The organism is Pseudomonas sp. HLT2-19-2 (assembly GCF_054898005.1).
In genome coordinates, this window is the sequence record NZ_CM142712.1 from 1,399,294 (window position 1) to 1,412,314 (window position 13,021).

Below are 13,021 nucleotides of genomic sequence, written 5' to 3' on the forward strand. Positions count from 1 at the left end.
GCTCTCTATCCTTGAGAAATGGGCGTCGAGGATGAGCCGTTCACTCAAGGAATGTGCACTACATAGTTATGCCCATATGCGATTCGGTACCGTGTAGTGTCACCGCCGGGCCACGTCCGAAAAGTAGAACTTGTCCAGGGTATGCCGCGATTCGGTGAATTCGAACTGGCGGCCGTCCTGCAGGAAAGTTTGATTGCTGACCACGATCACATGGCTCTGACCGTCGAGGTCCAGATGTTGTTGGTCGTCCTTGCTGCGGGGCACCGCTTCAATGGTGCGCTGGGCGTAGGCAATTTGCAGTTGCAGAGTCTGCTCGATGAAGGCGTAGATCGAGTGCTCGGCGATGTCGCGGGACAGGCCGGGAATCACGTCGATGACGAAATGGTTGATGTCGAGGATCACCCGTTTGCCGTCGATCCGCCTCACGCGCTTGATTCGCGTGATCAGGCTGCCTTTTTCAGCCTTGATGTGTTCGAGCAGCGGGCCTTCGAGGGGGATCTGGGTGAATTCGACCACCTCGGTGCTGACGTCGTTGCCCAGTCGCGGGTAGGTTTCCTGGAAGCTGACGATACCGCCGAGCTGAAATTCGATCGGGTTGGTCGACAGTACGAAGGTGCCTTTGCCGTGGACTTTCTGGGCGAAACCGCGCTCCTGGAGTTGTTCGATAGCCTTGCGCACAGTGCCGCGACTGGCCTGATAGCTGTCCATCAGTTCGGTTTCGGAGGGCAATCGTGCGCCGCGTTCCAGACGTTCGGTCGTGATGCTGGCAAGCAGATCGCTGTAGATCTGGTTGTATTTACTCATGGGATGGCTCTGTGCCGCGATGTGCTCAAGGTTTCGAACCTTAAGGGCAGGGTAGGGGTTTGTCCATGCGGCTTTGGGTTTCGTCGACTTCAAAGGTAGGAAATGTCGCCGCCGGTCGGGCTCAGAATAAACAAAATCAAACTCGTCTGTACGAGTTGTTGCTTTAACTCGTACAGACGAGTACTTTTCGCTACGGCGTGCTGCCAATAACAAAAAACTACAGCGGAAGAACAAGCATGAGCCACGACTATCCGAATATCGCCTCTGAGCTGCTGCACAGCCTCGGTGGCAGCGACAATCTCGAGCAGGCCGCGCACTGCGTCACACGGCTGCGCCTGGCCCTCAAGGACCCGAACCTGGTCAACAGCGGCACCTTGAACCAGATCGATCTGGTCAAAGGCTCGTTCTTCACCGGCGGCCTGTTCCAGGTCGTTATCGGCCCTGGTGAAGTCGAAAAGGTCTACGCAGAACTGCGCCGTCAAACCGGTCTCGCGGCTTCAACCATCGCCGACGTCAAACAAAAAAGCGCCGACAAGATCAACGCCATTCAGCGTCTGGTGCGGGTGTTTTCCGACGTCTTCATGCCCATCCTCCCGGCGCTGATCATTGCCGGCCTGCTGATGGGTATCAACAACCTGATCGGTGCCAAAGGCATGTTCATCGAGGGAAAGACCCTGCTGGACGCCTACCCTAAGCTTGACGGGCTCTGGAGCCTGATCAACCTCATGGCCAACACTTCGTTCGTGTTCCTGCCGGCGCTGGTGGGCTGGTCGGCAGCCAAACGGTTTGGCGGCAGCGAAATCCTCGGCATCGTGCTCGGCTTGATGCTCGTTCACCCCGATCTGCTCAACGCCTGGAACTACGGCAAGGCAGTTGCGGGCCTCGACGGCCAGAGCCTGCCGTACTTCGACATCCTCGGGTTGTTCCAGATCGAGAAGGTGGGTTACCAAGGGCAGATCCTGCCAATCCTGATGGCGGCCTACGTGATGAGCGTCATCGAAAAATGGCTGCGGGCGCGGGTGCCGAACGCGGTGCAATTGCTGGTGGTGCCGATCACCACCATCGTCGTCACCGGCGTGTTGGCGCTGGCGGTGATTGGCCCGGTGACCCGGCATCTGGGGGTTCTCATCACCGAAGGCGTGGTCATGCTGTTCGACCTGGCACCGATGGTCGGCGGTGCGATTTTCGGTTTGCTCTACGCGCCGCTGGTGATCACCGGCATGCACCACATGTTTCTTGCGGTCGACTTGCAGCTTATCTCCACCCAGGGCGGCACGTTCATCTGGCCGATGATTGTCATGTCCAACCTCGCCCAAGGCAGCGCAGCACTGGCGGTGTTCTACATGACCCGTAACGTGCGGGATAAAAGCATGGCCTCGACCTCGGCGATTTCTGCGTACTTCGGCATCACCGAGCCGGCCATGTTCGGGGTCAACCTGCGCTACAAATTCCCGTTCTACGCGGCCCTGATCGGCTCGGCCCTGGGCTGCATCTTCCTGTCGCTGAACAAGGTCCAGGCCTCGGCCATCGGCGTCGGCGGCTTGCCCGGTTTTATTTCGATCATTCCGCAGTTCATTCCGATGTTCGTGATCGGGATGATCATTGCCATGGTCGTGCCGTTTGTTCTGACCTGCGGGTTGAGCATGAAGATTGTTCGACCTGGGTATCGGGTCGCCTGAGGGGCGCCACATCAATTTGTTGAAGGAGTCCGCCATGCAAGACTGGCAACGTTCGGTGATCTACCAGATCTACCCGAAGAGTTTTCACAGCCACGCCGGCAACCCCACGGGTGATTTGCTCGGTGTTGTGGCCAAGCTCGATTACCTGCATTGGTTGGGTGTCGATTGCCTGTGGATCACGCCGTTCCTGCGTTCGCCCCAGCGCGACAACGGTTACGACATCAGCGATTACTACGCCATCGACCCAAGCTACGGGACCATGGCCGATTGCGAATTGCTGATCGCCGAGGCCGGCAAGCGCGGGATCAAGCTGATGCTCGATATCGTGGTCAACCACACGTCCATTGAGCACACCTGGTTCCAGCAGGCCCGCAGCAGCCTCGACAATCCTTACCGCGATTTCTACATCTGGCGCGATCAGCCGAACAACTGGGAATCCAAGTTCGGCGGTTCGGCCTGGGAATACGAGGCGCAGACCGGTCAGTACTTCCTGCACCTGTTCGATCACACACAGGCCGACCTGAACTGGGACAACCCCAAGGTGCGCGTCGAAGTGTTCAAGATGATGCGCTTCTGGCGCGACAAGGGCATAGGCGGGTTCCGCCTGGACGTGATCAACCTGATCTCCAAACCGGCGGACTTCCCCGAGGACAACACCGACGGTCGACGTTTCTACACCGACGGCCCGAATGTCCACGAATATTTGCAGCAGATGCACCGTGAAGTGTTCGAGGGTCATGACCTGATCAACGTCGGCGAGATGTCGTCCACCAGTCTTGAGCATTGCATTCGTTACTCGCGGCCCGAATCGAAAGAACTGTCGATGACCTTCAACTTCCATCACCTGAAGGTCGATTACCCGAACCTGCAGAAATGGATCCGCGCCGACTTCGACTTCCTCGAACTCAAACGCATCCTCTCCGATTGGCAAACCGGCATGCAGGCCGGCGGCGGCTGGAACGCGCTGTTCTGGTGTAACCACGACCAGCCACGGGTGGTCTCGCGGTTTGGCCATGACGGCGAGTATCGGGTGCTCTCGGCGAAGATGCTCGGCACGGCGCTGCATTTTCTGCAGGGCACGCCGTTCGTGTACCAGGGCGAGGAACTGGGCATGACCAATCCGGGCTTCGATCACATCGATCAGTACCGCGATGTCGAGACGCTGAACATCTTCCGGCTCAAGCGCGAGGCCGGTGCGAGTGACGCCGACAACATGGCGGCGATCATGCAGAAGTCCCGGGACAACGGCCGCACGCCCATGCACTGGAACGCCGAGCCGAACGCCGGTTTCAGTGCGGTCGAGCCATGGATCGGGCTGCCGGCCAACGCGGTGCAAATTAATGTCGCCCACCAACTCGACGACCCGGATTCCGTGTTGCATCACTACCGACAGTTGATCGCGCTGCGTCGCACTGAGGCGCTGATGTCCGATGGTGTCTATCGGCAGTTGTTGCCGGAGCACACACAAATCTGGGCGTACGTGCGTGAGGGCAGTGGCGAACGGTTGCTGGTGCTGAACAACTTCTACGGCACGCCATGCGAATTCATGTTGCCGGATGAAGTGATCAGCGAAGCGATGGACCAACGTCTGGTCATCAGCAATTACCCGGACTGTCCGGCGCGAAATCGGCAGGTCCTCTTACGGCCTTTTGAGTCATTCGTGCTGCATATGACCGACTGACCGACCGCAAAAAAAACACCGACTTAAAAAAACACGCAGAACGCTGCGCGGGGGATTTTTGCGCGCCGATTTTGCCGCTGCACACAATAAAAATAATGGGGTAGCTCTTGAAAACAACAATAAATCGCAGTCTTGCGGCCGCAACCGTATGCCTGGCGTTGCCACTGTCGTCACAAGCCCTGGAATTCGGGGGGTACTTGCGTAGCGGCGTCGGCACCTCGGTCAACAGCAGTTCACAGTCGTGCTTCCAGCTGCCTGGCGCGCAGACGAAATATCGGTTGGGCAACGAATGCGAGCAATACGGGGAGCTGGAGCTGCGACAGGACTTGTACACGCTGGATGACGGTTCGGTATTCAGCGTCGACGGCATGGCTTCGTTGTACAACCAGTACGATAAGGACCTGACCTTCAACGGTGACAACGGCTCGGTCCGCCTGCCGCAGCTTTACGCGCAATGGTCGAACATGCCCGGCCTCAACGGCGGTTCGCTGTGGGCCGGTCGGCGTTACTACAAGCGGAACGACATCCATATTTCCGACTTCTACTACTGGAACCAAAGCGCCACCGGCGGCGGTATCGAAGATGTGCTGATCGGCGATCTGAAATACAGCTACGCCTTCTCGCGCAAGGACAACCTGTACCAGAAGGACTACATCAACCGACACGATTTCAACGTTGCCGGATTCAATACCAACCCCGGCGGTGCGCTGGAGTTCGGCCTGAGCTACATCGACAAGCCCGACAGTCGCGACGCTCATCGTGGCTGGGTGATCACCACTCAGCATGTGCAGAAAGGTTTTCTGGGCGGCAAGAACAAACTGGCCTTCCAGTACGGCGAAGGTCCCGGCACCGGGTTGGGCTATACCGGTAACGTGAAGCTCGACGACAGCAACAAAAGTTACCGGGTGGTGGAATTCTTCGACTGGCAAGTGACGCCGCGATTTGGCGGGCAAGTCGAGGCGGTTTACCAGAAAGACGTTCGACCGGACGGTACCGATCAGAACTGGATTTCCCTGGGTGTTCGCCCGGCTTATGCGATCACCGAGCAGTTCAAACTGGTGACCGAACTGGGCCACGATCAGGTTGAGGCCCCAGGCGGGACGCGCAAGCTGAGCAAATTCACTTTCGCCCCGACCTGGTCACCCAAGGGCCCTGAGTTCTGGGAACGCCCCGAGGTGCGTCTGTATTACACCTATGCGAGCTGGAACGAGGTGGCCAAACGGGCCGCCAATGAACTGGCGGCGGGCTCGGCGTTGTCCGACACCGGCGCCTTCGGCACGGCGCGCCACGGTGCGAACGTCGGATTGCAGGTCGAGTACTGGTGGAAATAAGCGATGCTGTCGGAGCCTCGCGCTCCATCGGCACTTCAAAGAACAAAACAGCAGGTGACGTCATGGCCACATCTCAACAATTGCAACTGCTGGCTCCTTTGTCCGGCGTGCTGATGCCGCTGGATCAGGTGCCGGACCCGGTGTTCTCCAGCCGGGTGATCGGCGATGGTCTGTGCATCGATCCGACCACGCAAACCCTGTGCGCACCGCTGGCCGGGGTTGTCAGCAATGTGCAGGCCAGTGGGCATGCCGTCAGCATCACCGACGACCACGGCGTTCAGGTGTTGATGCACATCGGCCTCGACACCGTGAACCTGGCCGGCCAGGGCTTCACCCGGTTGGTGGAGGAAGGCCAGCGGGTTGAGGCGGGGCAGGCCCTGATCGAGTTCGATGCCGATTTTGTCGCATTGAATGCCCGCAGTCTGCTGACGTTGATGTTGGTGGTCAGCGGTGAGCCGTTCACTTGGCTGACACCGGAAACGGGTTTGGTAGAAAGTGGCCAGCCACTACTGAGTTTGAAACCGATCAAGCAGACAACAGATGAACCGGTGTCGGAAGAGGGCGAAGCACTGTTTTCCAAACCGGTGACACTGGCCAACCCGAACGGCTTGCACGCCCGTCCGGCAGCGGTGTTCGCCCAGGTGGCGAAAGGTTTTTCGGCGAGCATTTACCTGCATAAACAGCAGGCGAGTGCTAACGCGAAATCCTTGGTGGCAATCATGGCGCTGCAGACGGCTCACGGTGACGTTGTGCAAGTCAGCGCGGCCGGCCCGGACGCTGAAGCGGCGATCAAGGCACTGGCCGAATTGCTGACCGCTGGGTGTGGCGAGACGGTCACCGTAATGGCAGAGGTTGAGACGATTGAAGCGTCATCGCTGAGCGTTTTGCGCGGAGTCTGTGCCTCGGCGGGTTCGGCGTTTGGCCAAGTTATGCAGATCGCCGAGCAGACGCTTGACGTAAGCGAGTTCGGCGTCGGTCCGCAGGTTGAACGAGAGCATCTGTCTCGGGCCTTGGCCGAAGCGGTGCTGGCCTTGCAGCAGCTGCGCGACAACGCCACCGGGGATGCCCAGGCAGACATTTTCAAGGCCCACCAGGAACTGCTTGAAGACCCGAGTCTGCTGGATCAGACCGAGGCGCTGATCATCGAAGGAAAAAGTGCCGGGTTCGCCTGGCGCGCAGCAACTGAGTCGACGGCAACTTTGTTCAAAAGCTTGGGCAATGCCTTGCTGGCGGAGCGGGCGGCGGATCTGGCCGATGTCGGCCAACGGGTGCTCAAGCTGATCCTTGGCGTACAGGATCAGGCGATGGAGCTGCCTGAAGGGTCGATCCTGATCGCTGAACAACTGACGCCGTCACAGACCGCCGGGCTCGATACGCGCAAGGTGCTGGGTTTCGCCACGGTCGGTGGCGGCGCTACCAGCCACGTCGCGATCCTCGCGCGGGCGTTCGGTTTGCCAGCGATCTGCGGGCTGCCCGTTCAGGTGCTGGCGCTGGCCAACGGCACTCAAGTGTTGCTCGACGCCGACAAGGGCGAGCTACACCTGCACCCGAATCTGGCGGCCATCGAGCAGCTGCAAACCAATCGTCAGCATCAACAGAAGCGCCATCAACATGAACTGGCGCACGCTGCGCTGGCGGCGTGTACCTGCGATGGACACCACTTTGAAGTGACGGCCAACATCGCCTCGCTCGCTGAAGCGGAGCAGGCCATGGCACTGGGAGGTGCGGGCGTCGGATTGCTGCGTTCGGAGTTTCTTTATCTGGATCGCAATCATGCGCCGAGCCATGACGAGCAAACATCAACCTATAGCGCCATCGCCAGGACGCTCGGGCCGGCGCGTAATCTGGTGGTGCGCACACTGGATGTCGGCGGCGACAAACCCCTGGCCTATGTACCGATGGCCAGCGAAACCAATCCATTCCTGGGCATGCGCGGGATACGTTTGTGTCTGGAGCGCCCGCAGCTGTTGCGCGATCAGTTCAAGGCGATCCTGAGCAGCGCCGGGCTGGCCCGTCTGCACATCATGCTGCCCATGGTCACGCAGCTGTCGGAGTTGCGACTGGCCCGGCAGCTGCTTGAGGAAGAGGCGCTGGCATTGGACCTCACTGAGCTGCCGAAACTGGGGATCATGATCGAAGTGCCGGCGGCGGCATTGATGGCGGATCTGTTTGCGCCCGAGGTGGATTTCTTCTCGATCGGCACCAACGACCTGACCCAATACACCCTGGCCATGGACCGCGATCATCCGCGCCTGGCCAGTCAGGCCGACAGCTTTCATCCGTCGGTGCTGCGTTTGATTGCCAGCACCGTGAAGGCCGCCCACGCCCATGGCAAATGGGTCGGTGTGTGCGGTGCCATGGCTTCCGAGACGTTGGCGGTGCCGTTGCTGCTGGGACTTGGCGTGGATGAACTGTCGGTGAGTGTGCCGCTGATTCCGGCGATCAAAGCGGCGGTTCGCGAAGTGGATCTGCTGGACTGCCAGGTTATCGCCCAGCAAGTGCTGGGCCTGGAAAGCGCCGAGCAAGTGCGCGAGGCGTTGCGGCTGTATCACGAGGCGACGGTCGATACTTCACGGGTACTGGAGAACTGAGCATGTTCGAGAAAATGCAGCGAGCGTTCTGGAAAGCGTTGACCCCGGATCTGATAGCGGATGAGCCGAAGGTGGTTGTTCAGCCTGTTTCTGGCCTGGCCTCGGATGTCATATCCGCGCTGGGCGGTGTGGATAACCTTAAATCGCAGCAGCCCGTGGCGTTGACCCGGGTGCGGGTGGAATTGCGGGATGTGGCGCGGATGGATCGGCAGGCTTTAAATAGGGCAGGTGTACCGGGAGTCATGACGCTTGATGACGGGGTGGTGCATCTGATCACAGGTCTCCCGCACTGATCGTTCCCACGCGTAGTGGGAACGATCGCCTCCTGCGGCCTTCTCCTGCGGCCATCCGCCGCGCTGCCCTTACTGTTTCTCAACCGCAGGTGTATCGTATTCGCCTTTTACAGGCCCCGCGCCTGTCGCTGATACGTGAGGTAGTTGAGTTCATGTCCTTTACCCGTCGCCAAATCCTCGGTGGCCTGGCCGGTCTTGTTGTCGTTGGTGTCGGAGCGGGGGGCGCGTCGCGGTACTGGTTGGGCAAGATGGCCGACGCCGATGCGGGCCACGACTATGAGCTGATCGCCGCACCACTGGACGTTGAACTGGTGGCCGGGCACAAGACCGAGGCCTGGGCGTTCGGCCCCTCGGCGCCGGGCACTGAGTTGCGCGTGCGTCAGGGTGAATGGCTGCGGGTGCGTTTCATTAATCACCTGCCTGTCGCCACCACCATTCACTGGCACGGCATCCGCTTGCCGCTGGAAATGGACGGCGTGCCTTACGTGTCGCAGCTTCCGGTATTGCCGGGCGAATATTTCGACTACAAGTTTCGCGTGCCCGACGCTGGAAGCTATTGGTATCACCCGCACGTCAACAGCAGCGAGGAACTCGGTCGCGGTCTGGTCGGCCCGCTGATCGTCGAAGAGCGCGAGCCTACCGGGTTTAACTATGAGAAAACCTTGAGCCTCAAGAGCTGGCACGTGGATGAGGAAGGCGCGTTTGTCGCGTTCAGCATTGCGCGCGAAGCCGCGCGTGGTGGCACGGCGGGGCGTCTGTCGACGATCAACGGGGTCGCGCAAGCGGTGATCGATTTGCCCGCCGGTCAGATCACCCGTGTGCGTTTGCTCAACCTCGACAACACGCTGACTTACCGCCTGAACATCCCCGGCGTCGAAGCGCAAATCTACGCGCTGGATGGCAATCCCATTGAGCCACGACCGCTCGGCAAGGAGTACTGGCTCGGCCCGGGCATGCGCATTTGTCTGGCGATCAAGGCTCCGCCGGCCGGCGAAGAGCTGTCCCTGCGCAACGGCCCGGTTCGGTTGGGCACCTTCCGTTCGGTGGCGAACACCGATGCACCGACCGAGTGGCCGCCCGCGCTGCCCGCCAACCCTGTGGCAGAGCCGGACCTGGCCAATGCCGAGAAACTCAACTTCAATTTCGAATGGGTAGGCTCAGTGTCGGTGAACGTCGACAACGGCAAGCCGCCGAGCCTGTGGCAGATCAACGGCAAGGCCTGGGACATCACCGACAAGACCTGCACGGACCGCCCGATTGCCAAGCTGGAGAAGGGCAAGAGCTACATTTTCGAGTTGAAGAACATGACTCAATACCAGCACCCGATTCACCTGCACGGCATGAGTTTCAAAGTCATTGCCTCGAACCGGCACAAGGTCATTCCGTACTTCACCGACACTTACCTGTTGGGCAAGAACGAGCGCGCGCAAGTGGCGCTGGTGGCCGATAACCCAGGGATCTGGATGTTCCACTGTCATGTGATCGACCACATGGAAACCGGCCTGATGGCCGCCATTGAGGTGGCGTAATGCGTCAGATACGTCCCGCCGCAATCATCGACCGCAGCCGCGATCGTGACTTCATGCGCGAAGCGTTGGCGCTCGCCGCTCAAGGCGCGACGCTGGGTGAAGTGCCGGTGGGTGCGGTGCTGGTGCAGGACGGTGAAATCATCGGCCGGGGTTTTAATTGCCCGATCAGCGGCAATGACCCGAGTGCTCACGCCGAGATGGTTGCAATCCGAGCTGCCGCGTTGGCGGCCAGCAACTATCGTCTGCCCGGCAGCACGCTCTACGTGACGCTTGAACCGTGCAGCATGTGCGCCGGGCTGATCGTACATTCGCGGATTGCGCGGGTGGTGTATGGGGCGCTGGAGCCAAAGGCCGGGATTGTGCAGAGTCAGGGGCAGTTTTTTACCCAGGGCTTTTTGAATCACCGGGTGCTCTATGAAGGCGGGGTGTTGGCGGAGGAATGTGGGGCGGTGTTGAGTGAGTTCTTCAAGGCCCGGCGGGCAACCCGTTAGATCGCTTTCGCGGGCAAGCCTCGCTCCTACAGATTTCGGTGAACCGTAGGAGCGAGGCTTGCCCGCGAAGCTTTTATTTACGGGCCACGATGACGGCGCGCATCGGCGCCGGCAGTCCTTCAACCGTCTTGCTGTGATCTTCCGGATCAAGGAAATCGCTCAGCGACTGATACTTCATCCATTCCGTCCCGCGCTGTTCCTCGAACGTGGTCACGCTCACGTCCACACAGCGAACATCCGTGAACCCGGCGCGACGCAGCCACAGTTCCAGCGCCGGCACCGACGGCAGGAACCACACGTTACGCATCTGCGCATAACGGTCTTCCGGCACCAGCACTTGCTGCTGATCGCCTTCAATCACCAGCGTCTCCAGCACCAATTCACCGCCCTTGACCAGGCAATCCTTCAGCGCCAGCAAATGCTCGATCGGCGAGCGGCGGTGATAGAACACACCCATGGAAAACACCGTGTCGAAGCCTTCCATGTTCGGCGGCAGGTCTTCGAACGGGAACGGCAGGTGCCAGGCATTGGGTTCGGACAAATAACGCTGCACCGCCTGGAACTGACAGAAGAACAGCCAGTTCGGGTCAACGCCAATCACGCTGTCGGCTCCGGCACCGAGCATGCGCCACATGTAGTAACCGTTGCCGCAGCCGACATCGAGGATGCGTTTGCCCTTCAGATCAAGATGCGGTGCGACCCGCGACCACTTCCAGTCCGAACGCCATTCGGTGTCAACATGCACGCCAAACAAATCGAACGGCCCTTTACGCCACGGCGACAGGCCCATCAGCGCGGTGCGCATTTGCGCACGGGTTTCATCATCGCAATCGGTGTCCAGCGTCAGACCATTGAGCAGGTCGACTTCGCTGGGCTGAATCTTCGGCAAGGCGTCCAGCGCACTCTGCCAACGCTCCAGGTCGCCATGACCCTTTTCCATTTTCTTGTCGAGTTGTGCTTGCAGGGTGTTGGCCCAGTCGGCCAGCGGCGTGCCGGCCAGGCGGCGGGCGAGGGGGGACAGATCAATCATGGCAAGGCAATCAACGAGGCAAAGTTAAGACACTGGAACCACGGCACGACTTTCGAGAACCCGGCGGCCAACAGGCGCTCGCGGTGTTCTTCGAGGCTGTCGGGCTTCATGACGTTTTCAATGGCGCTGCGCTTCTGGGCGATTTCCAGTTCGCTGTAGCCGTTGGCGCGTTTGAATGCGACGTGCAGGTCGGTGAGCAGCGCGTGTTCTTCGAGGTCGTCGAAGCGCAGCTTCTCCGACAGGATCAACGCACCACCGGGCAACAGCGACTGGCGGATACGCGAGAGCAACGCGGTGCGCTGCTCCGGGGCGATGAATTGCAGGGTGAAGTTCAGCGCGACCACCGAGGCTGGCTGGAATTCGAGGGCGAGGATGTCGCCTTCAATTACGTCGACCGGCAGCAACTCCTGGAACATCGAGTCCTGACCGTTGAGGTATTCGCGGCAGCGTTCGACCATCGCCGCCGAGTTATCCACAGCGATCACCCGGCAGCCGTCGGTGCGTACGTGACGGCGCAGAGCCTGAGTCACGGCGCCAAGAGACGAGCCCAGGTCGTAGAGCACGCTGTTGGGCTGGGCGAATTGCGCGGCGAGCACGCCGAGGTTTTCAACGATGGTCGGATAACCCGGCACCGAGCGCTTGATCATGTCCGGGAACACCCGCACCACGTCCTCGTTAAAGGCGAAGTCAGGCACCTGGGCCAGAGGCTGGGCGAAAAGGCGATCGGGGTCTTTGCTCACGGCGGTTTCCGGCGGTGTCGATGGAAAAGGCCGGCATTTTAGCCAAATTGACGGGGGGATGCGCGGGTTGTCTGATAAACCGCCGGGCCCATGCAATTGATCGTTCCCATGCTCTGCGTGGGAATGCCGCCCGGGACGCTCCGCGTCCCTTCGCAAGCGTGACGCAGAGCGTCACAGGATGCATTCCCACGCAGAGCGTGGGAACGATCTATTGGGGGCGGTGAGCGGATTGAGAAAAGGCCGACGCCGTAATCCCCATTGCCCAAGCCAGTAGCTGAGGATTATCACGTAAGGTGCGGCATGAAACGGCGCGACAAATCGATTGATGCCAATCACGCTGTCAGAAAACACAAACGCCACCGCGCCCGCCGCCGCCAGCAGCGCCGAACGTTTAGGTACATCGGTGCCCAAGCGAGCCAGCGCCCGCCAAAGCATGGCGCTGATTGCCAGGCCGTAGACGATGACCGGGATTAGCAACGGACCCAGCCCATTGGAAATCAAGATCCCCAGCAATACCGCGCCGACGCCCAAAGCGATGATCAGCGGCAACAACGCCAACCGCCGGCAATCGCTCAAGTAGGCTTTCAAATACGCCAAGTGGGCGACCAAAAACGCGCCAAGACCAAACACAAACAAATCCCCCGGCCACGCCAGCAACACATCGCCGAGCAGGGAGAAAATCAGTCCTAGGCTGATCCAGCGTCGATACTCGCTGGGCGGTGCGTCGCGCAACCAACCGAGCAGCGCCAATACTGGCAGCGGTTTGACCAGCAGGCAGAGCAGCGTGGCGTGCACGCTCACGCCGTAGAGAAAGGTCACCGCGCCCATAAGCGCCAGAATCAGCCAGCCCAC

Annotated in this window: 10 protein-coding genes and 1 pseudogene; 7 read left to right on the top strand and 4 right to left on the bottom strand. The window is 60.1% G+C overall.

All coding sequences use genetic code 11. The features are described 5' to 3' along the window. Positions 1 to 99: 99 nt before the first annotated feature. Complete coding sequence (treR, locus tag ACYZTU_RS06500) at positions 100 to 804, bottom strand: trehalose operon repressor (protein ID WP_461968831.1); 705 nt, start codon at positions 802 to 804, stop codon at positions 100 to 102. Between the two features lie 236 nt (positions 805 to 1,040). On the opposite strand from treR, the gene treP reads away from it, so the two are divergent. From treP to tadA, 7 genes are all read left to right on the top strand, one after another. After that, entirely contained in the window at positions 1,041 to 2,483 is a 1,443-nt protein-coding gene (treP, locus tag ACYZTU_RS06505; RefSeq protein ID WP_461968832.1) for a PTS system trehalose-specific EIIBC component, read from the top strand. A 34-nt stretch (positions 2,484 to 2,517) separates the two neighbouring features. Beyond that, positions 2,518 to 4,164 carry an alpha,alpha-phosphotrehalase gene (treC, locus tag ACYZTU_RS06510; RefSeq protein WP_461968834.1) on the top strand — a complete coding sequence of 549 codons (1,647 nt, stop codon included), beginning with the start codon at positions 2,518 to 2,520 and terminating at the stop codon, positions 4,162 to 4,164. Positions 4,165 to 4,271: 107 nt separating this feature from the next. Beyond that, complete coding sequence (locus ACYZTU_RS06515; protein WP_461968836.1) at positions 4,272 to 5,495, top strand: carbohydrate porin; 1,224 nt, start codon at positions 4,272 to 4,274, stop codon at positions 5,493 to 5,495. Positions 5,496 to 5,557: 62 nt separating this feature from the next. After that, positions 5,558 to 8,086 (top strand): phosphoenolpyruvate--protein phosphotransferase, encoded by a 2,529-nt coding sequence (ptsP, locus tag ACYZTU_RS06520; RefSeq protein ID WP_461968838.1) that lies wholly within the window; start codon positions 5,558 to 5,560, stop codon positions 8,084 to 8,086. 2 nt (positions 8,087 to 8,088) lie between these two features. Further along, positions 8,089 to 8,379, top strand: a complete 291-nt coding sequence (locus ACYZTU_RS06525; RefSeq protein WP_461968840.1) for a PTS transporter subunit EIIB — start codon at positions 8,089 to 8,091, stop codon at positions 8,377 to 8,379. A 152-nt stretch (positions 8,380 to 8,531) separates the two neighbouring features. Further along, the gene (locus ACYZTU_RS06530) at positions 8,532 to 9,908 is read left to right on the top strand and encodes a multicopper oxidase family protein (RefSeq protein ID WP_461968842.1); all 1,377 of its coding nucleotides are present in this window, start codon (positions 8,532 to 8,534) and stop codon (positions 9,906 to 9,908) included. Next, the gene (gene tadA / locus ACYZTU_RS06535) at positions 9,908 to 10,399 is read left to right on the top strand and encodes a tRNA adenosine(34) deaminase TadA (RefSeq protein WP_449644223.1); all 492 of its coding nucleotides are present in this window, start codon (positions 9,908 to 9,910) and stop codon (positions 10,397 to 10,399) included. Before ACYZTU_RS06530 ends, tadA begins: the two co-directional genes overlap by 1 nt. 73 nt (positions 10,400 to 10,472) lie before the next feature. Here tadA and cmoB read toward each other — a convergent pair whose 3' ends face one another. The 3 genes and pseudogenes from cmoB to ACYZTU_RS06550 form a co-directional block, all read right to left on the bottom strand. Then, a complete protein-coding gene (cmoB, locus tag ACYZTU_RS06540) occupies positions 10,473 to 11,429 on the bottom strand; it encodes a tRNA 5-methoxyuridine(34)/uridine 5-oxyacetic acid(34) synthase CmoB (protein WP_461968844.1) in 957 nt (318 codons plus the stop codon). Next, complete coding sequence (cmoA, locus tag ACYZTU_RS06545; RefSeq protein ID WP_461968846.1) at positions 11,426 to 12,169, bottom strand: carboxy-S-adenosyl-L-methionine synthase CmoA; 744 nt, start codon at positions 12,167 to 12,169, stop codon at positions 11,426 to 11,428. The genes cmoB and cmoA overlap by 4 nt, the downstream gene beginning before the upstream one ends. A 208-nt stretch (positions 12,170 to 12,377) precedes the next feature. After that, positions 12,378 to 13,021, bottom strand: a pseudogene (locus ACYZTU_RS06550) (lysoplasmalogenase).